The sequence below is a fragment of the Pannonibacter indicus genome (assembly GCF_001418225.1).
Taxonomy (GTDB): domain Bacteria; phylum Pseudomonadota; class Alphaproteobacteria; order Rhizobiales; family Stappiaceae; genus Pannonibacter; species Pannonibacter indicus.
Window position 1 is genome coordinate 542,130 of record NZ_LIPT01000001.1, and the last position, 24,378, is coordinate 566,507.

The following is a 24,378-nucleotide window of genomic DNA, read 5'->3' on the forward strand; positions in this document are numbered from 1 at the left end:
ATGCGCAACCTCGTCATTCTCCTCGTGCTGTTCGGGCTCCTGTCGCTGGCCCCTCTGGTTATCGCGTCCGATTTCTGGCTGAACCTGATCATCATGACGCTCTATGCCTCCCTGCTGGGGCAGGCCTGGAACATTCTCGGCGGCTATGGCGGCCAGTTTTCCTTCGGCCATGCCGCCTTCTTCGGCTCGGGGGCCTATACGGTCGCGGTGCTGCAGGTCAGCGCCGGCCTTAGCCCCTGGGCGGGTCTTGTGGCAGGTGCGGTGCTGGCGATGGCCGTTGCTGCCTTCATCGGTTTCACCACCTTCCGCTATGGGCTGCGCGGCTCCTATTTTGCGCTCGTCACCCTCGCCTTTGCCGAGGTGCTGCGCATTCTCGCCAATTCCGTGCCCTTCACCGGGGCTGGCGTCGGCATCCTCATTCCGCTTCAGCCGGGCGCGGCCAACCTGCAGTTTGCCAGCAAGGACGGCTTCTTCTGGCTGCTGCTCGCCATCACCTTCTCGGCTTTCCTCACCGTCTGGTGGATCGGCAATTCCCGCTTTGGTGCAAGGCTGATGGCCGTGCGTGACAACGAGGATGCAGCGCGGGCACTTGGTGTGGACCCGTTCCGTATCAAGATGAGCGCCATCATCCTGTCCGGGCTTTTCTCCGGTCTCGCAGGGGTCTTCTACGCCCAGTATTTCCTCTATCTCGATCCATCCATCGCCTATGGCCCGGCCGTATCCGTGGAAAGCCTGCTGGTGCCGATCATCGGCGGCATGGGCACGCTCTTCGGCCCGCTGGCGGGCGCTGCCGCCCTGCATGGCCTGTCAGAAATCACCCGCGAGCTGACCGGCGGACTGCCGGGGGCGAGCCTCGTGCTCTATGGCGTGCTGCTGGTCATCGTCGTCCTGTTCGCCCCGCGCGGACTGGCCGGACTGCTGAACGGCAAGACCCGCAAGTCTGCCAGGCCGTCCGCCAATACCGCAGTCAACGGAGGGCAGAGCCATGACTGACACCACGCTGCTTGAAGTCCACGGCGTCACCAAGCGCTTTGGCGGGCTGGTTGCCTCCAGCAACATCTCCATGAAGGTGCCGGAAGGCCGCATCACCTCGCTGATCGGACCGAATGGCGCAGGCAAGACAACGCTCTTTGCGGTCATCACCGGCTTCTATCAGCCGGATGCCGGCCGGGTGTCCTTCGACGGTCAGGTCATCACCGGCCGCCAGCCGCAGGATATCGCTGCCATGGGCATGATCCGCACCTTCCAGATCGTGCAGCCTTTCCGGGGTCAGACGGTGCGGGAAAACATCGCCGTTGGCGCGCATCTGAAGATCCGCTCCCGCCGCGAGGCGCTGGCCCATGCAGAGGCCGTCGCCCGCAAGGTGGGGCTGGGAGACAGGCTGGATCAGGATGCCGCAAGCCTCACCGTCGCAGGCCGCAAGCGGCTGGAAGTGGCCCGCGCCCTTGCCACGAACCCGCGCATGATCCTGTTTGATGAGGTTCTGGCCGGTCTCAATCCGTCCGAAATCCGCGACATCATCCCCGTCATCCGCTCTCTCAAGGACGAGGGCATCACCATCCTGCTGATCGAGCATGTGATGCAGGCGGTGATGAGCCTTTCGGAGCACACCTGGGTGCTGAACCAGGGCACGCTGATCGCCGAAGGAGCGCCGAAGGATGTGGTCGCCGACCCGGTGGTGATCGAGGCCTATCTCGGCAAGGGCATGGCCGCCCGGATGAATGCAAAGGCGGAGGCAAGCCATGCTTGAGGTGAAGAACCTGCGCGGCGGCTATGGCCCGGTGGAAGTGCTGCGCGGCGTCAGTTTCGACATCCGCCCCGGCGAGATCGCCGCGCTTCTGGGCTCCAACGGTGCTGGCAAGACAACGGCAAGCGCCCTGCTCTCCGGCCTCATCAGGCCATGGGGCGGCGAGATCCTGTTCAAGGGCGAGAAACTTGCTGGCCTGCCTTCCGAAAAGATCGTGGAACGCGGCCTGATCCATGTGCCTGAAGGGCGCCACATCTTCCCTAACCTTTCCGTGCGGGAGAATCTGGAGCTGGGAGCCTACCGGCGCGGCAAGGCAAACAGGGCGCGCAACGTGGAGAAGGTCACTGGCATCTTTCCGCGCCTGAAGGAGCGCTTCGCCCAGAAGGCGGGCACCCTTTCCGGCGGCGAGCAGCAGATGCTGGCCATTGGCCGGGGCATGATGGCCGAGCCGGAACTGCTGATCCTCGATGAGCCTTCCATCGGCCTGTCGCCGCTGCTGGTGGAGGAAATGTTCACCCTCATCAGCCGCCTCAATGCCGATGGACTGCCGATCCTGCTGGTGGAGCAGAACGTGCTGCAATCCATGGAAATCGCCGGGCGCGCCTTCGTCATGGAGAACGGGGAGATCACCCTCTCCGGCCCGGCATCCGAACTCATGGACAATCCGGAGCTGAAGCGCTCCTACCTGGGGCTTTCGTGATGCGGACCACGCTGGCACAGAAGATCATCGCCCGCGCCTGCGGACAGGAGACGGTGGAGCCGGGCAGCATCGTCACCGCGAAGGTGGATCTCGCCATGATCCACGACAGCGGCGGCCCGCGCCGGGTGGCGCCGCTCCTGAAAGAGCTGGGCACCGGCCTGTTCGATCCCTCCCGCGTGGTGCTGATCTCGGACCATTTCGTCCCCGGCGACACGGAGGAAGGGGCAAAGATCCTCGAACTCACCCGCGCCTTTGCACGGGAAACCGGCGTTGCCTTCCATGACGGGGAAGGCATCTGCCACGTCATCCTGCCCGAACGCGGGCACCTGAAGCCGGGCATGCTGGCCGTGGGCGGAGACAGCCACTCCCCCACGGGCGGCGCCTTCGGGGCCTACATGTTCGGCGTTGGCGCCACGGAAATGGCCGGAGTGCTGGCCACGGGCGAAATCTGGCTGCAGGTGCCGCAGACCATTCTCATCGAATGGCAGGGCCGCCTTGGTGACGGGGTAACGGCCAAAGACATCATGCTCGCCCTTTGCGGCCGCCTCGGCATGGATGGCGGCAAGTATCAGGCGGTGGAATACACCGGAGAGGCCATCCGCGCTCTGTCCATGCAGGAGCGGATGACCCTCTCCAACATGGCAGCGGAACTGGGCGGCCAGACCGGCCTTATCGCCCCGGACGAGACAACCGCGGCCTATCTGGCCGCAGGCGGCGCAGACCTCACGGCAACGGACTGGCAGCGCCTGCGCACCGATGAAGGCGCGCCATTGCTTGAGCATCACATCTTCGATGCCGCCGCTCTCGCGCCACAGGTGGCCGCCCCGCATTCGCCCGCGAATTCCGGGCCGGTGGGCGACGCCGCCGGAACGGCGGTGCAGGTGGCCTATCTCGGGGCCTGCACCGGAGCCAAATATGAGGACATGAAGAACGCCGCCCGCGTCCTGAAGGGCCGCAAGGTGGCCTCCGGCGTCGAGCTGCTGCTTGCCCCCTCCTCCCGCCGCGATCAGGAACGGGCAGCCCGTGAGGGCATTCTTGGCGCGCTGGAGGAAGCAGGCGCCAAGCTGCTGCCCAACGCCTGCGGCATCTGCGCGGGCTATGGCACCCACCGGCTGGGCGGGGACGTGACCTGCATCTCCTCCACGGCGCGCAACTTCAAGGGCCGCATGGGCGCGGCCAGTTCCAAGGTCTGGCTCGGCTCGCCCTTCACGGTCGCCGCGGCTGCCATCACCGGGCACATCACCGACCCGCGCGAGTTTCTGACCGCCAATGGGGAGGCCTGCGCATGAGCACGCCAGACAGGAACGCCACTGCGGCAGCGCGTATCTTCCTCGCCGGGGATGATATCGACACCGACCAGCTCGCTCCCGGCCAGTACATGAAAGGCGGCATCGGCGAACTGGCAGCCCATTGCCTTGAAGGCGTTCTACCCGGCTTTGCTGCCAGCGTGCGCCCCGGCGACATTCTGGTGGCGGGCAAGAACTTCGGCATGGGCTCTTCCCGCGAACAGGCGGCTGAGGCGCTGAAGCATCTGGGCCTTGCTGCCGTCATAGCCCGGTCCTTTGCCGGGATCTTCTACCGCAACGCCATCAACCTCGGCCTTCCGGTGCTGACCGCCAGTGACCTTGGCCCGGTGACGGACGGCGCAAGGGCAGTACTCGACATGGAAGCGGATGCACTGCGGCTCGAAAACGGGCCGGTGGTGCAGCTCAACCCGCTTCCGGAAAACCTCAAGGCCCTGCTCGCCGATGGCGGGCTGGTGCCTCACCTCAAGAAAAGATTCGCGAACCAGCGCGGCAAGGAGCAGGTATGATGCACCTGAAGCAAAGACTGGGGCAGAAGCAGATCCTGCTCGCCCCCGGCATCTACGATCCGCTCACGGGGCTTATGGCCGAACAGGCCGGGGCGGAGGCCGTCTATCTCTCAGGCGCTTCGATTGCCTACACCCGCCTTGGGCGGCCGGATATCGGGCTCGTCTCCATGACGGAGGTGGCTGAAACCATCGCCGCTGTGCGTGACCGCATCACCCTGCCGATCATTGTGGATGCGGACAACGGCTTCGGGAATGCGCTGAACGTGCAGCGCACGGTGCGCTGTTTCGAGCGCATGGGCGCCAACGGGCTTCAGCTTGAAGACCAGACCATGCCCAAACGCTGCGGCCATCTGGATGGCAAGATGCTGATTTCCACCCGCGAGATGGCGGGCAAGATCCGCGCCGCCTGCGATGCCCGCGCCAGCAGTGAAACTCTCATCATTGGCCGCACCGATGCCATCGCCGTGGAGGGCTTCGATGCCGCCATGGACCGGGCCGAGGCATATGTGGATGCAGGAGCGGACATGCTGTTCATCGAGGCGCCGCAGTCGCTTGCCCAGATGCAGGAGATCGTCCGCCGCTTTGCCGGGCGCGTGCCGCTGATGGCCAACATGGTGGAAGGCGGCAAGACGCCCATCGTCGATGCCGCCGGTCTGGGGGAGCTGGGCTTCAGCTTCGTCATTTTCCCGGGCGGCATTGTCCGCGCCATCGCGGCCACCGCCCGCGACTATTACGCCAATCTCATCGCCAATGGCTCCAATGAAGCCTTCCGCAACCGCATGCTCGATCTTGCCGGGATCAACGGCGTGATCGGGACACCGCAGATGCTGGCCGCCGGCAGCCGTTATGACGAAGGAAGTGCCTGAATGAGTATCGATGCCGTCACGCTGGCCATCCTCAAGGGCCGGCTGGAACAGATCGCCGACGAAATGGACGCGACCCTGTTCCGCTCCGCCTTCAACCCGATCATCGCCGAAGCACATGATGCCTCGCACGGCATCTATGATGCGGTAACCGGCGAAACCCTTGTGCAGGGCAAGTCGGGCCTGCCGATTTTCGTCGGCGTCATGGCCTTTGCGGTCAAGGCCGTCATCGACAAGGCCGCCGCACAGGGCGGGCACCATGAGGGCGATGTGTGGATCTTCAACGATCCTTACGCTGGTGGCACCCATCTGTCCGACTTCCGGCTCGTCACGCCGGTGTTCCGGGATGGCAAGGTGTTCTGTTTCCTCGCCTCTGTCGGCCACTGGCATGATGTGGGCGGCAATGTTCCGGGCAACTACAACCCGGCAGCCACCGAGTGCTTCCAGGAAGGCATGCTGATCCCGCCGGTGAAGCTGTTCGACAAGGGTGAGTTCCGGCAGGACGTAGTGGACATTCTCTCCGCCAATTCCCGTTTGCCCCTGTCGCTTTACGGCGACCTCAACGGCCAAATCAATGCGCTGGACCTTGGCCGCAAGCGCGTTGCCAGCCTGCTGGACGAATATGGCTCCAGCGCCGTTGCCCAGTGCCTGGGCGAGCTGAAGGCGCGCGCCGCAGAGATGATGCGGGCGCAGATCCGCGAGCTGCCAGAGGGCACCGTTTCGGCGGAGGACTTCCTCGACAATGACGGCATCCGCGACGAGCCGCTGAAGATCGCTCTGGATCTGACGATCCGCGAGGGGCGGATGGTCATGGATTTCTCCCGCTCCTCCCCCGCCTGCCTCGGCCCGGTCAACATCTCCCGCGCAACGGCGATTGCAGCCTGCTATGTAGCGCTGAAGCACATCTTCGGCGATGTGCCGGCCAATGCGGGCGTACTGGAGCCGGTGGATTTCATCATCCCCGAAGACAGCCTTCTGTCTGTCAAGGCGCCCAAGCCGGTCGGCGGCTACACCGAAACGATCCTGCGTCTCATCGACGTGGTGTTCCAGGCCGTGGCGAAGATTGCGCCGGAGCCGGCGATGGCCTGCGCCTATGGCACCATCAACGCGCTGTCGCTGGCCGGACACCGGCAGGATGGCAAGCGCTGGGTCATGTTCTCCTTCTTCGGCGGCGGCCACGGCGCCCATGCTGGCGGCGATGGCCTCAACCACGGCAACGCCCCGATTTCGACGGCGACCATTCCGCCGCTGGAAATTCTGGAAAGCGCCTACCCCGTCCGCTTCACCCGGTGGAGCCTCCGGCAGGACAGCGGCGGCCCCGGCCAGACTCGCGGCGGCCTTGGCGCTGTTTACGAGATTGAGCTGCTGGAACAGCAGGCAGATGTGTTCCTCTTCGGCGAGCGCGGCAAATATGCCCCTCCCGGCGTTGCTGGCGGCGGATCTGCCCTGACAAACCGTTTCACCTACGAGCAGGCCGATGGCGATCACAGCCCGCCGATGGTCTCCAAGATGCTCGGTATCCACATCGAGCGCGGCCAGAAGCTGCGGCTGGAGACACCCGGCGGCGGCGGCTATGGCGACCCGCGCCTGCGTGATCCGCAGGCCGTCGCCCGTGACGTGCGCCTTGGCTATGTCACACCGGAAGCTGCCGAAGCAGCCTATGGCGTCAGGCTCAACGCCGATGGCTCCGTCGACATGACCCGCACCAATGACTTGCGCCGTCAGGAGGCTGCAGAATGAACAAACCGGCTTATGTGATCGGCGTCGATGTTGGCGGCACCTTCACCGATGTTTTCGTGCTCGATGAGGCCAATGGCACCATCGTCACCGCAAAGGTGCCCTCCACCCGGGGCGATCAGTCAAAGGGCTTCATTGAGGGCATCGCCTCCCGCGTGGCCGATTTCGGAGACATCAGCACAGTGGTGCACGGCACTACGGTGGGCACCAACGCCCTGCTGGAGCGCAAGGGCGCCCGCACCGGCATCATCACCACGGAAGGCTTCCGCGACGTGCTGGAAATGCGCCGCCGCGACCGGCCCACGACGTGGGGCCTGAAGGGCGCTTTTACCCCCGTGGTGGAGCGCCCGGACCGGGTGGAGGTGCAGGAGCGCGTGCTCGCCGATGGTTCGGTGCTGCAGGTGGTGGATGAGGACGAAGTCCGTGCCCAGGCGAAAGCCCTCGCCGAAAGCGGTTGCGATGCGGTCTGCGTCTTCTTCATCAACGGATACGCCAACAATGACAACGAGCGCCGCGCCGTCGAGGCCGTGCGTTCCGTCTGGCCGAATTCCTACGTCACCGCGGCAACGGAGATCCTGCCCGAGATCCGCGAGTTCGAGCGCCTGTCCACGGCAACGCTCAACGCCTATCTCCAGCCCGCCGTCGCCTCCTATCTTGACCGTCTGGAAACGGGCCTGAAGGCGCAGGGCTTCACCGGCGACATTCTCATCGTCCAGTCGAATGGCGGCGTCATGTCCATCGGCACGGCGAAGAAGTACCCGGTGCGCACCGCCCTCTCCGGCCCCGCAGCCGGAGTGATCGCGGCAACAGCCATCGCGGAAGCAGCGGGCTTCCCCAACATCATCACCTGCGACATGGGCGGCACCTCCTTTGACGTGTCCCTCGTCGCAGACGGCAAGGCAGCGCTGGCTGCACAGACGGCCATCGACTTCGGCATGGTCGTGCGCACGCCGATGATCGAGATCACCACCATCGGCGCAGGCGGCGGCTCCATTGCTTGCGTGGACAAGAGCGGCCTGCTTCAGGTCGGCCCGGAATCGGCTGGTTCCGACCCCGGCCCGGTGTGCTACGGCCTCGGCAACACCCGCCCGACCGTGACCGACGCCAACCTCGTGCTGGGCCGCATCAATCCGGACCGGCCCATCGGCGGCAAGCTGTCAAAGCTCGACATCAACGCCTCCCGCGAGGCAATCCGCAGCCATATCGCTGAACCGCTTGGCCTCTCCATCGAGGATGCAGCCGAAGCAATCCTGCGGCTTGCCAATGCCAAGATGGCCGGCGCCATCCGCCTCGTCTCCATCGAGAAAGGGCACGATCCGGCCCAGTTCGCCGCCATGCCATTCGGCGGCGGCGGCTCGCTGCACACAGGCGCGCTGATCAAGGAAGTAGGCCTCGGCTCCGCCCTCGTCCCGCGCTTTCCCGGCGTCACCTCGGCGCTTGGCTGCGTCGTCGCCGACATGCGGCATGACCGGGTGCAGACCGTCAACCGGGTGCTGGACACGATCGACGCAGGTCAGCTTGGCGCCGGCATGCTGGCCGCTGCGGCAGAAACGGAAGATCTGCTGGCCACTGCCGGTGTCGCCTTTGCCGCCGTTGACCGGGTGTTCGAGCTGGACATGCTCTATCTCGGCCAGACCCACACGGTGAATGTGCCGCTGACCATTCCGGCAGACGGCCTGACGCGCGAGGCCATCCGCGACGCATTCGAGGCCGCCTACAAGGCCCAGTTCGGCCGTCTGCTCGATGGCATCCCCATGCGCGTGATGAACTATCGCATCGCCGTCATCGGCCGCCGTCCGGGGCTGGACATGCGCCTCTTCGCCCCCGTGGATGGAAAGTCCGCTGCCGAATGCAGAACCGGCACCCGCCGCGTCTACGCGGGCGGCAGCTGGCATGAGACAGGCATCTATGAGCGCCTGCAGCTGATGACCGGCGCCCGCATCGAAGGTCCTGCCATTCTGGAACAGCCGGACACGACGATCTTCGTGGACCCTGGCCTTGCCGGAACCGTCGATGCCTTCGGCAACCTGATCATCCGTCCGGAGGCATGAGCGATGGAGCTGGACACCCTCGACCCCGCCCGCACCGGCCTGCTGATCGTCGATCTGCAGAACGACTTCCTTGACCCGAAGGGCGCCTATGGCCGTGCCGGGCAGACCAGCCCGGACATCACCGCCCTGCCGCAGCGCATTCTGCCTCTGGCAGAGGCACTGCGGAAGAAGGGCGGCTGGATCATCTCCACCCAGTTCACGCTGGTGCCCGGCAAGGGCGGTGAGCCTTTCATCTCGCCGCATCTGAAGTCGCTGCGGCCCTTCCTTGCCAAGGGTGACTTCTGCCCCGGCGCATGGGGCCACCAGCTTGTGGACCTGCTGCAGCCTGCGGATCTGACGGTGGAGAAGATCGCCTATTCGGCCTTCTACATGACGCGCCTTGAATGGGTGCTGAAGAAGGCGGGCATCGACACGCTGATGGTCTGCGGGATCGTCACCAATGGCGGCGTCGCCTCCACCTTGCGGGACGCGCATGTGCGGGATTTCCGCACCATTGCCCTGTCCGACGGCTGCGCCGCCTTCTCCCCGGCCACCCACGCACAGGCGATGGGCGACATCTCAACTATCTCGAAAGTGATGACCACCGCCGAGGCCACCGCCCTCGTCAACACCCTGTGAGAGCAAGGCCATGAAAAACGCAGGCAACCCGAAGACCGTCTTTGGAGAACCGCCCCGGATCGACATCGAAACCGGCGTGCTGATCATTGGCGCGGGTGCCTGCGGCCTCACCGCTGCGCTTCATGCCGCCGGTACGGGGGCCGAGGTGATCGTGGTGGAGCGCGATGCCTCACCCTCCGGCTCCACGTCCATGTCCTCCGGCTTCGTCCCCGCGCCCGCCACCCGCTACCAGCAGGCCATCGGCGTCAGCGATGACACGCCGGAACGGTTCGAGGCCGATATTCAGGCCAAGACGAAGCACCGCGCCCTGCCTCATCTGGCAAGCCTTGCCAGCCGCAACATTGGCCCTGCGGTGGAGTGGCTGGGCAAGCATGCGGGCATCGAGTGGATCGTGCTGGAGGGCTTCCTTTATCCCGGCCACAGCCGCCACCGGATGCATGCGGTGAAGGAAAAGACGGGCGCCGCCCTCATCGCCGGGCTCCTGTCTGCCACGCAAGCGCGGGACATTCCGCTTGTCACGGACGCGTGGTGCAGCACGCTTTATGCCGGAACGGACGGCCGCATCCTCGCCGCTGCCATCCAGCGCCCGGACGGCGCAGAAGAGATCATCGCCGCAAAGTCCATCGTGCTGGCCTGCAACGGCTATGGCGGCAGCCGCGAGGCCATCGCCCGGCACATTCCGGAGATGGCGGGCGGGCTTTACTATGGACACGAGGGCAACACGGGTGATGCCATCGCCTGGGGTGAGCAGCTCGGCGCGCAGCTTGCCCATCTTGGCGCCTATCAGGGCCACGGCTCCCTCGCCCATCCGCACGGCATCCTGATTTCCTGGGCGCTGATGATGGAAGGCGGGCTGCAGGTGAACCTGGAGGGACGCCGTTTCTCCAACGAGAACGAGGGCTATTCCGAACAGGCGGTGCATGTTCTGGCCCAGCCGCAGGGCGTTGCCTGGAACATCTACGACGAGCGTATCCACCAGTTCGCCCTTGGCTTTCCCGACTACTGCGAGGCCGTGGCCGCGAAGGCCATCCACTCTGCCCCCGATGCCGCCAGCCTTGCCGCAGCCACCGGCCTGCCGGAAACGCAGCTGGTGGAAACATTGGCGCAAGCCGCCCGTCTGGCGGCAGGCGGGGCGGGCATAACCGATGAATTTGGCCGCGATTTCACCGTCAAGCCTGCCCTCACGCCGCCCTATCATGCAGTAAAAGTGACCGGCGCCCTGTTCCACACCCAGGGCGGCCTCGTCATCGGCGGGGACGCCCGCGTGCTGCGCGCCGATGGCACAGCGCTGCCGAACCTCTTTGCCGGCGGCGGCGCAGCCTGCGGCGTTTCCGGGCCTGACGTTTCGGGCTATCTGTCCGGTAACGGCCTTCTCACGGCCATCGCCTTCGGCTGGATCGCCGGGCGCGAAGCGGCGCGGCAGGCCCTGCAAGGCTGAGCCCCGCCGCCGCAGGATCTTGGGCGTAGAGGGGGCAATACGGCAGAATTTCCCTGCCGTGCGGCAGCGGACGGCAGATCCCGCGTGCGGCGGGCGGGTCTAATGGCAGCGATCCTTCCCCCTCAGGAGCCTGTCATGAGCCTCATCAAGACCATCGACCACACCCCCACCTTCGAGCCCACCCACGCCCTGCCCGCCCCCGAGCGGCTGATTTCCGGCAATCCGGAATTCTCCACCTGGGCCATGGACGAATCGCGCGATGGCAAGATCAAGTCCGGCATCTGGCAGGCCACTCCCGGCCTCACCCATTCGATCAAGGGCGAGACCTTCGAATTCTGCCATATCCTGGAAGGCGTCGTCGAAATCACCGAGAACGGCAAGGAGCCCATCACCTACCGTGCCGGTGACAGCTTCGTCATGAAGCCCGGCTTCGCCGGCACCTGGCGCACCATCGAAACCGTGCGCAAGATCTACGTGGTTTGCTACTGAGCCGTTCTATACACGCAAACACCAGCCACCACGCAGTCCCGGCCTTGTGCCGGGACCTGTCAGGCGAGCAACGCTAATCTAAGCTTTTAAATCAATATCCTAACCAACCCATCATAACAGCCGCCGTACCCATATCACGGGTCCCGGCACAAGGCCGGGACGGCGCGAGTGGGGGGTGCTGCGCCTTCAAACTTGCGCCCTGAGGCAGGGCTTCCAGTGCCCCTACCCCGCCAGTTCCCCCGCCAGCCGTGCCAGCATCGCCATGCAGGCGGCGAGTTCTGCGCGCAGGATATATTCATCGGGCCGGTGGGCGCGGGTGATGGATCCGGGGCCGCAGATGATGGAGGGCACGCCTGCGGCCTGAAACAGCCCCGCTTCCGTGCCATAACTGACCGACTGGATCGCTGCGCCGCCCGACAGCCGCTCGATCAGCGTGATGAAGCCTGCATCCGGCGCCGGGGCCAGCGCGGGGTAACTCGCCAGTTCCTGCCAGCTCGCCGACAGCGCCCGCCCTTCCGCCTGTGCCTGCGCCATCAGCGCATCAAGCTTGGCCAGCACCTTTGCACTCACGTCCTGCGGCGCGGCACCGGGCACGCAACGCACCTCGAAAGCCAAACGGCACAGATCGGGAATGATGTTGACGGCGCTGCCGCCCGACACGATCCCTGCCACCACCGTTGAGGAGGGCGGCGAGAAGCGCGCATCAAACGGGCCTTCCACTTCCATCTTCGCCGAGAGATCGCGGATGAACAGCAGCAGTTCCGCCGCCGGATAAAGCGCATTCTCGCCGAGCGCGGGCTGGGAGCTGTGCGCAGCCCTGCCGGTGAAGGTGATTTCCACCGCCTGCTTGCCCTTGTGCGAGAGGACGGGGCGCATATCCGAGGGCTCGCCGACGATGCAGCCCGCCGGCAGGGCGCACAGCTCCGGCAGTTCCGCAATCATGTGCGGCGCGCCCCGGCAGCCAATTTCCTCGTCATAGGAAAAGGCGATATGCACCGGACGCTTCAGGCTTGCCGCCTTGAACAGGGGCACCGCCGCCAGCACGCAGGCGAGAAAGCCTTTCATGTCGGTCGCCCCGCGCCCCGTCAGGCGCCCGCCAAGGTCCGTCAGGCGGAAGGGATCGGAGGTCCAGACCTGCCCCTCCACCGGCACCACATCCATGTGGCCGGAGAGCACATAGCCCGGCACATCCTTCGGCCCGATGGTGGCAAAGAGGTTCACCCGGTCGCCCTCCGGCCCCGGCAGCACGGCACAGTCCACACCATAGCCCGCCAGATAGTTACGCACATAATCCGCAATCGTGCCATTGGCCGCTCCGGGCAGCACGTTGAGGCCAACCAGATCCGCCAGCAGTGCCTCAGCCGAATGCGCCATTCCCATTTCTCCAGTCAGTCCACAAAGTCTCTGCCTGCCATCATCCGCGCTTTGCCGCGCAGTTCCTGCCGAAGACACGCCGCCCCGCAGGATATCCTGCGGCAGGCTGGCCTCCTGCTTGCGGATGGACTTTACCAGCCCCAAGCCCCCGCCGCACAGAATTGCGCCGAAGGGCTCCCGAACAGCGCAATCGGCCGCGCGCTGCAAACATATGGCGCATGGTTGTGCCGGCTGCGGCCTAGGATCTCTGCAGATTTACCGGAGCCCTGCAGTGTCCCTGTCCTTTCACCCCACCTATGGCCTTGCAGCCGGGGTCTATACCCGCGATGTTTCGCGGGCGCTGAAAAGCCTCAGGCACATCGAGGCCAGCGCCACCCGCATCAACCGCAACGGCCGGTCACGCATTCACATCCAGCCAGTGGGAGGCTGCAAATCCTCCGGCATCGGCAAGGATCCGGGCCGCGACGCCTGCAACGCCAACCGCCGCTCCAAGAGCGTGCTCATCGACCTGTGAGGGAACATGGCCCCCTATCGTATTGCAGTCATCCCCGGCGACGGCATCGGCATTCCGGTCACGGAAGCAGCACTCGCCGTGGCAGCCAAGGCCCTGCCCGGCAAGCTGGAAACCGTCACCTTCCCCTGGTCCTGCGACTATTATCTGCAGACGGGCCGGATGATGCCGGAAGAGGGCATCGAGACCCTGCGCGGCTTTGACGCCATCTACCTTGGTGCCGTCGGCTGGCCGCAGAAGGTGCCGGATTCGGTATCTCTGCATGGCCTGCTGCTGCCGATCCGCAAGGCCTTCGTGCAATATGCAAACATCCGCCCGCACCGCCTGCTGGCAGGCGTCGAAGGCCCGCTGCGCAAGGGCGGCTTCGACATCCTGTGCATCCGCGAGAACACAGAGGGCGAATACTCGGGCGCTGGCGGGCGCGTGCATCAGGGCACGTCCGATGAAGTGGCCATTGAAACCGCCATCTTCACCCGTACGGGCGTCGAGCGCATCCTGCGCTTCGGCTTCGAGCAGGCCCGCAAGCGCAGCAAGCGCCTTGCCTCGGTTACCAAGTCCAACGCGCAGAAACACACGATGGTGTTCTGGGACGAGGTGACGAAGGAACTGGCCGCCGAGTACCCGGATGTTGCCGTCAGCCACTACCATATCGATGCCATCGCGGCCCGCATGGTGATGGCACCGGAAAGCCTCGACGTGGTGGTCGCCTCCAACCTCTTCGGCGACATCCTCACCGATCTGGGCGCGGCCATCCAGGGCGGCCTCGGCTTTGCCGCCTCCGCCAATATCAACCCGGACCGTTCCGCCCCGTCCATGTTCGAGCCGGTGCATGGCTCTGCGCCCGATATCGCGCATCTGGGCATCGCCAACCCGCTGGCCGCCATCTGGTCCGCCGCCATGATGCTGGAGCATCTGGGCGAGGCAGAAGCCGCCAGCCGCATCATGACCGCCATGGAACAGGCCACCGCACGCGGCATCGGCACCGTGCCAGGGCAGAACAAGACCGATGAAATCACCCGTGCCGTGATGGCAGCGCTGGATTGAGGATGAAGCCATGACGATTGTAATCTCTGACCTTCTGCCCGGTCTCAAGGATTCAGACCTGTTCCGCCAGCAGAGCGTGATCGGCGGAGTCTGGTGTGATGCCTCGACGGGCAAGACCATCGAGGTCACCAACCCGGCCACGGGCAAGGCCATCGGCACCGTGCCGGACATGTCCGCCGAAGACACCCGCCGCGCCATCGAGGCCGCAGACACCGCCTTCCGCGCCTGGCGCAAGGTGCCCAATGGCGAGCGCGCCGCAATGCTGGAGCGCTGGTTCACCCTGATGGAGGAGCATGCGGACGACCTCGCGCTCATCCTGACGCTGGAACAGGGCAAGCCGCTCAGCGAGGCCAAGGGCGAAATCACCTATGGCGCCTCCTTCGTGAAGTGGTTTGCCGAGGAAGCGCGGCGCATCGAGGGCGGCATCATCCCGGCCCCCACCAATGACCGCAAGATCCTGGCGCTGAAGGAGCCGGTGGGCGTTTCGGCCATCATCACCCCGTGGAACTTCCCCAACGCGATGATCACCCGCAAGGTCGGCCCGGCGCTGGCCGCTGGCTGCACCGTGGTGATCAAGCCGTCCGACTTCACCCCCTATTCGGCGCTGGCGCTGGCCGTTCTTGCCGAGCGGGCCGGCATTCCGGCGGGTGTCATCAACATCCTCACCGGTCTGCCAACAGAAATCGGCGCGGAGCTGACCTCCAGTCCGGTGGTGCGCAAGCTGTCCTTCACCGGCTCCACCCGCGTTGGCTCCCTGCTGATGGCCCAGTGCGCCCCGACGGTGAAGCGGCTCAGCCTTGAGCTGGGCGGCAATGCCCCCTTCCTCGTCTTTGACGATGCGGATGTGGATGCAGCCGTGGAAGGCGCCATCGCCTCCAAGTTCCGCAACGGCGGCCAGACCTGCGTCTGCTCCAACCGCATCCTCGTCCAGTCCGGCATCTACGATACCTTTGCCGCAAAGCTTGCCGAACGGGTGGCTGCGATGAAGGTCGGCGAGGGCCTTGAAGCGGGTGTTGCCATCGGCCCGATGATCAACCGCGCCGCCGTGGAAAAGATCGAGCGCCACGTGGCCGACGCCCTTGCCAAGGGCGCAAAGGTCGCCGCCAGGGCTGCAACACCGGAAGGCAGCCAGTTTGCCGCCCCCGTGGTGCTGACCGGCTGCACCACGGACATGCAGCTCGCCAGCGAGGAAACCTTCGGCCCCGTCGCCCCGCTTTTCCGCTTCGAGACGGAAGAAGAGGCGGTTCGGATCGCCAACGGCACCCCCTTCGGCCTGGCCGCCTATTTCTACACCCGCGACATGGCCCGCGCCTGGCGGGTGGGCGAAGCACTGGAATCGGGCATGGTCGGCCTCAACACCGGCGCCATCTCCATGGCCGTCTCCCCTTTCGGCGGCGTCAAGCAATCCGGCCTCGGCCGCGAAGGCGCCCGCGAGGGCATCGAGGAATACCTCGAAACCAAATCCTTCCACATTTGCGGGCTTTGACAAGACCGGAGCGGGCCAAACGGCCCGCTCCTTTGGTTTTCAGGGTGAAAAAGCTGCAAACTCTCTCCGCCTTCGTGCCGTACCCACGCCCCCTCCTTGTTCGTCCTGCCATGACTTGACCATGGCATCCATTCCCTGACCTCGCAAACAGGGACAAACAAAAGAAAATACAGATGGTTACGGGTCATCCACGCAGCCATGACAGGCAACGGCGTGGATGCCATGGTCAAGCCATGGCAGGACGGAGAGAGATGGAGAGCCGCAAGCGTGAAGGCCGCTCACAACAAAAAAGGCAGGCCGGGCGCCTGCCCTTTTCAACTTGAGGACACAGAATCTGGCCCTCACCCGATCCTGTCCTTGAACTTGTAGTAAGCCCCGACGAGCGGCAGGAACCAGGGCTGGCCGAGATGGCCGGGGATGGCGGGCCAGGGGAGGCTGGCCCAGGGGTTGGTGCGGGCGCGGCCGAGGATCTGGTCCGCGATGATCTCGCCCATGTGGGTGGCGATCTGCGCGCCGTGGCCGGAATAGCCCATGGAGAAATATACGCCATCCGCCTCGCCGGCGCGGGGGAAGCGGTCCTTGGTCATGTCGACGAGGCCGCCCCAGCAGTAGTCCACCTCGACATCCCCCAGCTGCGGGAAGATGCTCTTGAGCGCGTCCTTGAGGATGCGGCCGCTCTTTTCGTCCGAGGTCTGGTTGGAGGTAGCGGAAAAGCGGGCCCGGCCGCCGAAGATCAGGCGGTTGTCGGGTGCCAGGCGGAAGTAGTTGCCCACATTCAGCGAGGTGACGCAGGTGCGGTTGCCCGGCATCACCGACAGCACTTCCGTGTCCGTCAGCGGGCGGGTGGCCAGCAGGAAACTGCCGACGGGCACGATACGGCGGCGGAAGAAGCCGAAGGTCTTGGGCGTATAGGCACCGGTCGCCAGCACCACCTTGGCGGCCCGCACAATGCCTTTCGGCGTTTCCAGCTCGTGGCCGGCAGCCGTCTGGCGGCGGCCGGTGACAGGCGTGTTCTCGTGTATTTCCGCCCCATGCCGGGCGGCCGCTTCCGCAAGGCCCACGACAAAGCGGCCCATGTGCATCATGGCGCTCTTCTTCTGCAGCATGGCGCCATGGAAGATGTCCGAGCCGATCTCTCCGGCGAGTTCTGCCTTGGTAAGCATTGCCGTATCGGGGTCAACCGTGCGGTTGATGGCTTCGAGGTTACGGGCCAGCCCCTCGTAATGCTGCGGCTTGGAGGCAAGTTTCAGCTTGCCTGCGCGGCGGAAATTGCAGTTGATGCCCTCTTCCGCAATGATGCGCTCGATGGTTTCGATGCCATCGTCAAAGGCCTTGTACATGGCCTTGGCGGTTTCCACGCCATAGGTGGAAATCGCGCCGGTGAAACTGTGGGCCACCCCGTTGTTGAGGTGGCCGCCATTGCGGCCCGAAGCTCCGAAGCCCACCGTTGCCGCCTCCAGCACGATGACCCGGCGGCCCTCCATGGCCAGACGGCGTGCCGCGCCGAGGCCGGTAAACCCGGCCCCGATCACCGCAACATCATAGAGGCCCGAAGGGGCGGCCGTGGCGCCGCCGGTGAAGGCGGGCGCCGTATCCTGCCAGTAGGATGCAAATTTCATGGGTCAGCTCCCGGAGCTTGCGCGGATCACAGCCGGATTTCAGATGCCGAACACGCCCGGCAGGCCGGAAATGTCCTTGATCTCGGTGTATTCGTAGAAGGGGTTGGCCGGCTCGTGCTGGCGGTTGACCCAGACCTTGGACTTGATGCCCAGATCATAGGCGGTCATCAGGTCATAGCGGAAGGAGGACGACACATGGGTGATGTCCTCAGGGCCGCAGCCCAGCACATCGAACATATACTCAAAGCCGTTCATCTGCGGCTTGTAGCTGCCAGCATCTTCTGCCGTGATCACCTTGTGGAAGGGCGCGCCAAGCTTCTCCACGTTGGACATGATCTGACTGTTCATGGCGTTGGAGAGGATGACCAGCGGAATTTCCCTGGCCACCTTTGCAAGGCCCTCCGGCACATCCGGATGCGGGCCCCAGGTCGGCACTTCATTATAGATGCGCAAGGCATCTTCCTCACGGAAGATCACGCCATTGCGCTTGCAGGTGCGTTTGAGGGAGTTGTGCACCACATCCGCATAGGGCTTCCAGGCGCCCAGCACCTCATCCAGCCGGTAGGCCGAGAAGTCACGGATGAATACGTTCATCTTCGCTTCGTCGAGCATTTCGCCATAGATACGGCGCGCCGCACCGGCCATGTCGAAGTTGATCAGCGTGCCGTAGCAGTCGAAGGTCACGAATTTCGGGCGGAAGGTCATTTGGGTCCCCGTGCTGAAAGTGCCGGAAGGAAGAAGGCCGAGGCAGGTCATTGCTTGCCTGCGGACCTATCCTAGACAGCCGGCAAAAAAGCCCCCGCCGCTTTCGCGCCGTCCCAAAGCACATTCCGCCGTATCACATGGGCTCCACGGCACCTTATTGCGCAATGGCCTCCAGCCTCCCCTGTCAGCCTCCCTCACGCCCGGCCTCCGTGGCAGATCATGCTTAGAACGCCCCGGCGAACAGCGGAAGATACCGCCAGCACGGAGCCCAAGGGCCGTAAGTTTGCCCGGGCGGGGCATAGGCTGAGAACATCACCAGTCTTCCAGCGCAGGTTCACATGCTGACCGATGACACACTGACCATCCGGCCGATGGAACCGGAACACCTTGCCGGGGCGCTACGCCTGTCGCAGGCCGAAAAGTGGCCACACCGGGCGGAGGACTGGAGCCTCTTCCACAGCCTGTCAAAAGGCACCGTGGCCATTGAAAATGGCGAGGTCACCGCCACCGCGCTGACGACCCCCTTCGGTGACGTGGCGACCATCAACATGATCATCGTTGACGGGCGCATGCGCGGTCGCGGCCTTGGCCGCAAGATGATGACCAGCGTCATGAGCCTGATCCAGCCGAAGCAATGGCGGCTGGTGGCAACGAAGGACGGCTTGCCGCTTTATGAAAAGCTGGGCTTTCGTGCGGTGGGCGAAATCTTCCAGCATCAGGGCATCGCCCAGGCACCGGAACAGGTACCAGCCCTTGCCGCAGAAGACGCTGACGGGCTGCATCTGGCAGGCCCTGAGGATGCACCCGTTCTGGCGCAGCTCGACAAGGCCGCCACTGGAATGGACCGGGCAGCGCTGATCGGCGCGCTGTTCCGGCTCGGCGAGATCCTCACCATCCGCGAGAACGGACAGATCACCGCCTATGCCGCCCTGCGCCCCTTCGGGCGCGGCGAGGTGGCAGGCCCCGTCATCGCGCGCGATGCGGATCAGGCGCGGCTGCTGTTGTCCCATATCCTGAAGGAATGCAAAGGCCGCTTCCTGCGGGTGGATACGGGCACCGAGACCGGCCTTGCCCCCTGGCTGGCAAAGCATGGCCTGGCCCATGCGGGCGGCGGCATCCCCATGCGCCTTGGCGCCACCAGCGAAGCTGCCGGCCCGGTTCAAACCTTTGCCCTCGCCGCACAGGCGCTCGGCTGAACGAATGATCCGGCGGCCGCAGAGCCCGCCGGAAAGAAAGGACGTCCCATGCTTGCCAACTCGCTGGTCGAACTCGACCGTGCCCATCTCATCCATCCGGTTGCCAGCTGGCGCGGCCACGAGGCCGCCGGTGTCCGCGTGCTGAAATCAGCCAAGGGCGCCACGGTGACCGACGCCAGCGGCCGCACCCTGCTGGATGGCTTTGCCGGCCTGTGGTGCGTCAATGCCGGTTACGGGCATGAAAGCATCATCGAGGCCGCCACGAAGCAGCTGCGCGAGCTGCCCTATGCCACCGGCTATTTCGGCCTCGGCTCGGAACCGGCAATCCGCCTTGCCTCCCGCCTTGCCGAACATGCGCCGGGCGATCTCAGCCACGTCTACTTCACGCTCGGCGGTTCGGATGCGGTGGACACAACGGTGCGCTTCGTGCGCTATTACTGGCAGGCCAAGGGCCAGCCGCAGAAAGAGCATTTCATCTCCGTCGAGCAGGGCTACCACGGCTCCACCACCGTTGGCTCCGGCCTCACCGCCCTGCCCGCCTTCCACGCCGGTTTCGGCGTGCCCTACACCTGGCAGCACAAGATTCCCTCGCACTACAGCTACCGCAACCCGGTAGGTGACGGCGCAGAGGCGATCATTGCTGCCTCTCTGGCAGCCCTGAAGGCCAAGGTCGCGGAACTGGGCGGCGCAGAGAAGGTTGCGGCCTTCTATCTGGAGCCGATTCAGGGCTCTGGCGGCGTCATCGTGCCGCCGAAGGGCTGGGTCAAGGCCATGCGCGACACCTGCAAGGACATGGGCATTCTGTTCATCGCCGACGAGGTGATCACCGGTTTCGGCCGCACCGGCCCGATTTTCGCCTGCCTTGAGGAAGGCATAGTGCCGGACATGATGACCACCGCCAAGGGCCTCACCTCTGGCTATGTGCCGATGGGGGCGGTGTTCCTGTCGGACCACATGTATCAGGTGATGGCGGATGCCGCAGGCGCTGCCGCCATCGGCCACGGCTTCACCTATTCCGCCCATCCGGTCAGCGCGGCTGTCGGCCTTGCGGTGCTGGATCTTTACGAAAACGGCCTGTTCGACAACGGCGTAAAGATGGGCCATCTGCTGCAGCAGGGCCTTGCCTCTCTCGCAGACCACCCGCTGGTGGGTGAGGTGCGCGGGCGCGGCATGCTGGCGGCGGTGGAACTCGTCACCGACAAGGCGAAGAAGGCGCCGCTCCCCGCTGCCGCCAAGCCCGCCACCCGCATCTTTGACCGGGCCTGGGAAAACGGTCTCGTCATCCGCGCCTTTGCGCAAGGCGTGCTTGGCTATGCCCCGCCGCTGTGCTGCACGGAAGACGAGATTGCCCAGATCGTCGAGCGTACCAGGCTCACGCTGGACCAGACACTGTCGGACCCGGACGTCCGCGCGGCGATGGCCTGACCCGGTGGCGGTCCTCTACACCTCAGAGGCAAGGCGCGGCGAGATATTCGCCGCGCATTTTGCCGCCGAATTGCCCGCCCTGCCCTTCCACCGCGACAAAGCCCCCGATCCGGCGGCGGTGGAATATCTCGTAGCCTGGACGGTACCGCAGGATGTTGGCACCCTTTACCCCAATCTCAAGCTGCTGTTTTCGGTAGGCGCTGGCGTCGACCAGCTGAACCTTGCCGGCCTGCCGCCGCAGGTGGGCGTGGTGCGCATGCTGGAGCCCGGCCTTGCCGAGCAGATGAAGGAATATGTGACGCTCGCCGTCCTTGGCCTGCACCGGGACCTGCCGCGCTACATCAGCCAGAAATCCGCCGGCCTCTGGCAAGCGGGACGCAACGTCCCGGCACGAGAGCGGCGGTTGGGCGTCATGGGCCTTGGCCAGCTGGGCAAGGCAGTGCTGGAAGCCCTTGCCCCTTTCGGCTTTCCGCTGGCCGGGTGGAGCCGCAGTCCGCAGGATATTCCGGGCGTCGAGACCTTTACGGATCTCCCTGCCTTTCTCGCCCGCACGGATATTCTCATCTGCCTGCTGCCGCTGACGGCGGAGACAACGGGCCTGCTGAATGCGGAGCTTTTCGCCCAGCTGCCGCATGGTGCGGCGCTGGTTCATGCCGGGCGCGGGCGCCAACTGGATCACGATGCCCTGCTGCGGGCCCTTGAGAATGGCCAGCTCTCCAGCGCCTGGCTGGACGTAACAGACCCCGAGCCGCTGCCACCGGATCATCCCTTCTGGCAGCATCAGCAGATTGTGCTGACACCGCATGTGGCCTGCCAGACGCGGGCGGATGATGGTGCAAGGCACGTCATTGCCGGAATACGTGCGCATCAGGCGGGATTACCGGTGCCGGGACTGATCGACCGCGCCAGAGGTTACTGAAGCTCCATGCGCGGCAAATGCCATAAAACAGCAGATTGTGCCGAAGCGCGATTGGATTCGGAGCATATGCCGCGCAAAAGACCCGCAAACTGATCTGCAGAAATCAAGGCAAAGCATACAAAATGCGAGCCAAGCCTGCAAAACAGACCGGGCCAAAAAACTGGCAGAAAATGCCGGAAACCAACCAGAGGACGCCGCAGCTTCTGCGGCAACACAGGACTCAGAATGACGGCACAGCCTCTCGCTTCGTTCCGCTATATGACATTTGATGTCGTCGGGACGCTCATCGACTTTGAAGGCGGCTTAATCTCCGCCCTGTCGCAGATTGCGGCAGATCAGGGTGTCAGCCTCGACGGAGAGGAGGCTCTCACCCACTACCGCGCTGCCCGCTACATGCCGGAAGCGCTGCGCTTTCCCGATGATCTCGCCCGTGTCTACACGGTCATCGCACCCAAGCTCGGACTGGACCCGGATCCGGCACACGGCGAAAAGCTGAGGGCGGCCGTTGCAGACTGGCAGCCCTTTGCCGACAGCGTCGCGGCGCTTGCGGAACTCAAGAAGAAGTACCGCCTGATCGCCATGACCAATGCGCAGCGGTGGGCCTTCGAGCATTTCAACGAAAAGCTCGGCTATCCCTTCCATGCGGCTTTCACCACCGATGACACGGGAACGGAGAAGCCGGATCCGGCCTTCTTCGAGCAGGTCTTCCGCTTTGTGGAGCAGGAAGGCGCGGACAAGAACGCGATCCTGCACGTGGCCCAGAGCCAGTATCACGATATCGGCGTCTCCCGCAGCCTTGGCATGACCAACTGCTGGATCGAGCGCAGGCACGCCCAGCCGGGATACGGCGGCACCATCGAGCCCGCGCAGTTCACGAAGCCCGATTACCACTTCACCTCCATGGCCGGGCTCGCCGCAGCCGTGGAGGCCGGACCCTCCTGACAGCCGGCAGGCAGGTTCGCGGCAATAAAAACAACAAGCCGGGCATATCTACGACAAGGGGAACACTGATGAGCAAATTCGAAATCAACAACTGGACCCGCAACGACGATGCGATGGTCGAGGACGCAATCCGCCGTGGCGCCAGCCGCCGCGACATCATGCGCATGTTCCTTGCCGGCGGCATCGGCCTTGCGGCCGGCGGCTCCATCTTTGCCCGCGCCACCTCGGCGCTCGCTGCAACCCCGGTCAAGGGCGGCCACTTCAAGGCTGCTGGCTGGTCCTCGTCCACCTCGGACACGCTGGACCCGGCCAAGGCCTCGCTCTCGACCGACTATGTGCGCTGCTGCTCGCTCTACAACCGCCTCACCTTCCTCAACGATGGCGGCGCGCTGAGCATGGAACTGGCCGACAGCATCGAAAGCTCGGATGCCAAGGTCTGGATCGTCAAGCTGAAGTCCGGCGTCACCTTCCATGACGGCAAATCCCTCACCTCGGCCGACGTGGTGTTCTCGCTGATGCGCCACCTCGACAAGGAAACCGGCTCCAAGGTCAATGCCATCGCCAAGCAGATGCAGGAGATCAAGGCCGTTGATCCGCTGACCGTGGAAATCACGCTGGAAGCCCCCAACGCCGACCTTCCGACCATCCTGGCCATGCACCACTTCATGATCGTGCAGGACGGCACCACCGACTTCAGCAAGGGCATCGGCACCGGCGCCTTCAAACTGGAAAGCTTCGAACCGGGCGTGCGCTCGCTGATGAGCCGCAACGAAAACTACTTCAAGCCGGGCGGCCCCCATGTCGAGAGCTTCGAGTATTTCGCCATCCCAGACGAAATGGCTCGCGTCAGCGCCGTCATCTCCGGCGACATTCACCTCGGCGCTTCCATCAAACCGCAGTCCATGCGCCTCCTCGAAAGCGCCAGCGGCGTTGATCTGGTGAAGTCCACCGCCGGTAACTACACCAACCTGAACTTCCGCATGGACATGGAACCGGGCAGCAAGTTCGACCTGATTGAGGGCGTGAAGTACCTGTTCGACCGCGAACTGATCCAGATGGCCGTGATGCGCGGCCTCGCCGAAGTCGCCAACGACCAGCCAATTTCGCCGATGAACGCTTATCACAACGCCGACCTGAAGCCACGTGCCTTCGACCCGGAAAAGGCCAAGCATCACTTCGAGAAGGCAGGCCTTCTGGGCCAGACGATCCCGGTCGTTGCCTCCGATGCCGCAACCGCCTCCGTCGAAATGGCCACGGTGCTGCAGCAGGCTGGCAGCAAGATCGGCATGAACTTCGACATCCAGCGCGTGCCCTCCGATGGCTACTGGTCCAACTACTGGCTCAAGGCCCCGGTCCACTTCGGCAACATCAACCCGCGCCCGACGCCGGACATCCTGTTCTCGCTGCTCTATGCTTCCAACGCTCCCTGGAACGAGAGCCAGTACAAGTCGGAGAAGTTCGACAGCATGCTGGCCGAAGCCCGCGGCGAACTGAACGACGAGAAGCGCAAGACGATCTACGGCGAAATGCAGGTGATGGTGGCCAACGAAGCAGGCACGGTCATCCCGGCTTACCTCTCCAACGTGGATGCCAAGCAGACCAAGCTGAAGGGCCTGGAGCCGAACCCGCTGGGCGGTCAGATGGGCTATGCCATGGCCGAATACGTCTGGCTCGAAGCCTGACAGTCTGCCAGCATCGAAC

At 64.7% G+C, this 24,378-nt stretch carries 21 protein-coding genes and 1 pseudogene; 19 read left to right on the forward strand and 3 right to left on the reverse strand.

The genetic code is table 11. The features are described from left to right. From ASC48_RS02430 to ASC48_RS02480, 11 genes are all read left to right on the forward strand, one after another. The gene (locus tag ASC48_RS02430) at positions 1-993 is read left to right on the forward strand and encodes a branched-chain amino acid ABC transporter permease (RefSeq protein WP_055454196.1); all 993 of its coding nucleotides are present in this window, start codon (positions 1-3) and stop codon (positions 991-993) included. Then, positions 986-1,750, forward strand: coding sequence for an ABC transporter ATP-binding protein (locus tag ASC48_RS02435; RefSeq protein ID WP_055454197.1), 765 nt, complete (start codon positions 986-988; stop codon positions 1,748-1,750). The genes ASC48_RS02430 and ASC48_RS02435 overlap by 8 nt, the downstream gene beginning before the upstream one ends. Next, the gene (locus tag ASC48_RS02440; RefSeq protein WP_055454198.1) at positions 1,743-2,447 is read left to right on the forward strand and encodes an ABC transporter ATP-binding protein; all 705 of its coding nucleotides are present in this window, start codon (positions 1,743-1,745) and stop codon (positions 2,445-2,447) included. Before ASC48_RS02435 ends, ASC48_RS02440 begins: the two co-directional genes overlap by 8 nt. Beyond that, positions 2,447-3,736: a 3-isopropylmalate dehydratase large subunit gene (locus ASC48_RS02445; protein WP_055454199.1), complete on the forward strand. Its 1,290-nt coding sequence runs from the start codon at positions 2,447-2,449 to the stop codon at positions 3,734-3,736. The genes ASC48_RS02440 and ASC48_RS02445 overlap by 1 nt, the downstream gene beginning before the upstream one ends. Continuing rightward, positions 3,733-4,260: a LeuD/DmdB family oxidoreductase small subunit gene (locus ASC48_RS02450; RefSeq protein WP_055454200.1), complete on the forward strand. Its 528-nt coding sequence runs from the start codon at positions 3,733-3,735 to the stop codon at positions 4,258-4,260. Before ASC48_RS02445 ends, ASC48_RS02450 begins: the two co-directional genes overlap by 4 nt. Next, a complete protein-coding gene (locus ASC48_RS02455) occupies positions 4,260-5,126 on the forward strand; it encodes an isocitrate lyase/PEP mutase family protein (RefSeq protein WP_055454328.1) in 867 nt (288 codons plus the stop codon). The genes ASC48_RS02450 and ASC48_RS02455 overlap by 1 nt, the downstream gene beginning before the upstream one ends. Then, a complete protein-coding gene (locus ASC48_RS02460; RefSeq protein WP_055454201.1) occupies positions 5,127-6,863 on the forward strand; it encodes a hydantoinase B/oxoprolinase family protein in 1,737 nt (578 codons plus the stop codon). Next, a complete protein-coding gene (locus tag ASC48_RS02465; RefSeq protein WP_055454202.1) occupies positions 6,860-8,911 on the forward strand; it encodes a hydantoinase/oxoprolinase family protein in 2,052 nt (683 codons plus the stop codon). The genes ASC48_RS02460 and ASC48_RS02465 overlap by 4 nt, the downstream gene beginning before the upstream one ends. 3 nt (positions 8,912-8,914) lie before the next feature. Next, on the forward strand, positions 8,915-9,529 hold the full coding sequence (locus tag ASC48_RS02470) for a cysteine hydrolase family protein (protein ID WP_055454203.1): 615 nt from the start codon (positions 8,915-8,917) through the stop codon (positions 9,527-9,529). Between the two features lie 10 nt (positions 9,530-9,539). Next, positions 9,540-10,967: an FAD-dependent oxidoreductase gene (locus ASC48_RS02475; RefSeq protein ID WP_082439948.1), complete on the forward strand. Its 1,428-nt coding sequence runs from the start codon at positions 9,540-9,542 to the stop codon at positions 10,965-10,967. Between the two features lie 135 nt (positions 10,968-11,102). After that, positions 11,103-11,456 carry a cupin domain-containing protein gene (locus tag ASC48_RS02480; protein ID WP_055454204.1) on the forward strand — a complete coding sequence of 118 codons (354 nt, stop codon included), beginning with the start codon at positions 11,103-11,105 and terminating at the stop codon, positions 11,454-11,456. A 222-nt stretch (positions 11,457-11,678) separates the two neighbouring features. Here the strand turns inward: ASC48_RS02480 and argE are convergent, their stop codons facing one another. Next, on the reverse strand, positions 11,679-12,830 hold the full coding sequence (gene argE / locus ASC48_RS02485; protein ID WP_055454205.1) for an acetylornithine deacetylase: 1,152 nt from the start codon (positions 12,828-12,830) through the stop codon (positions 11,679-11,681). A 268-nt stretch (positions 12,831-13,098) separates the two neighbouring features. Between argE and ASC48_RS19895 the strand changes: the two are divergent. From ASC48_RS19895 to ASC48_RS02500, 3 genes and pseudogenes are all read left to right on the forward strand, one after another. Next, a pseudogene (locus ASC48_RS19895) lies at positions 13,099-13,344 on the forward strand (aldehyde dehydrogenase family protein); the annotation flags it as partial. Between the two features lie 6 nt (positions 13,345-13,350). After that, the gene (locus ASC48_RS02495) at positions 13,351-14,385 is read left to right on the forward strand and encodes a tartrate dehydrogenase (RefSeq protein ID WP_055454207.1); all 1,035 of its coding nucleotides are present in this window, start codon (positions 13,351-13,353) and stop codon (positions 14,383-14,385) included. Between the two features lie 10 nt (positions 14,386-14,395). Beyond that, positions 14,396-15,871 carry an NAD-dependent succinate-semialdehyde dehydrogenase gene (locus tag ASC48_RS02500; RefSeq protein ID WP_055454208.1) on the forward strand — a complete coding sequence of 492 codons (1,476 nt, stop codon included), beginning with the start codon at positions 14,396-14,398 and terminating at the stop codon, positions 15,869-15,871. A gap of 341 nt (positions 15,872-16,212) precedes the next feature. Here ASC48_RS02500 and ASC48_RS02505 read toward each other — a convergent pair whose 3' ends face one another. Together ASC48_RS02505 and ASC48_RS02510 are read right to left on the reverse strand one after the other, a co-directional pair. After that, positions 16,213-17,490 carry an NAD(P)/FAD-dependent oxidoreductase gene (locus ASC48_RS02505; protein ID WP_055454209.1) on the reverse strand — a complete coding sequence of 426 codons (1,278 nt, stop codon included), beginning with the start codon at positions 17,488-17,490 and terminating at the stop codon, positions 16,213-16,215. A 39-nt stretch (positions 17,491-17,529) separates the two neighbouring features. Next, complete coding sequence (locus tag ASC48_RS02510) at positions 17,530-18,195, reverse strand: haloacid dehalogenase type II (protein WP_055454330.1); 666 nt, start codon at positions 18,193-18,195, stop codon at positions 17,530-17,532. Positions 18,196-18,533: 338 nt separating this feature from the next. Here ASC48_RS02510 and ASC48_RS02515 point away from each other — a divergent pair, with 338 nt between their 5' ends. The 5 genes from ASC48_RS02515 to ASC48_RS02535 all read left to right on the forward strand — a co-directional run bounded on the left by ASC48_RS02515 (position 18,534) and on the right by ASC48_RS02535 (position 24,359). Next, the gene (locus ASC48_RS02515; RefSeq protein WP_055454210.1) at positions 18,534-19,391 is read left to right on the forward strand and encodes a GNAT family N-acetyltransferase; all 858 of its coding nucleotides are present in this window, start codon (positions 18,534-18,536) and stop codon (positions 19,389-19,391) included. A gap of 48 nt (positions 19,392-19,439) precedes the next feature. Next, positions 19,440-20,816, forward strand: a complete 1,377-nt coding sequence (locus ASC48_RS02520) for an aminotransferase class III-fold pyridoxal phosphate-dependent enzyme (protein WP_055454211.1) — start codon at positions 19,440-19,442, stop codon at positions 20,814-20,816. Between the two features lie 4 nt (positions 20,817-20,820). Further along, a complete protein-coding gene (locus ASC48_RS02525) occupies positions 20,821-21,735 on the forward strand; it encodes a 2-hydroxyacid dehydrogenase (RefSeq protein ID WP_055454212.1) in 915 nt (304 codons plus the stop codon). A gap of 225 nt (positions 21,736-21,960) precedes the next feature. Further along, positions 21,961-22,677 (forward strand): HAD-IA family hydrolase, encoded by a 717-nt coding sequence (locus ASC48_RS02530; RefSeq protein ID WP_055454213.1) that lies wholly within the window; start codon positions 21,961-21,963, stop codon positions 22,675-22,677. 68 nt (positions 22,678-22,745) lie between these two features. Then, entirely contained in the window at positions 22,746-24,359 is a 1,614-nt protein-coding gene (locus ASC48_RS02535) for an ABC transporter substrate-binding protein (protein WP_055454214.1), read from the forward strand. Positions 24,360-24,378 lie beyond the last annotated feature (19 nt).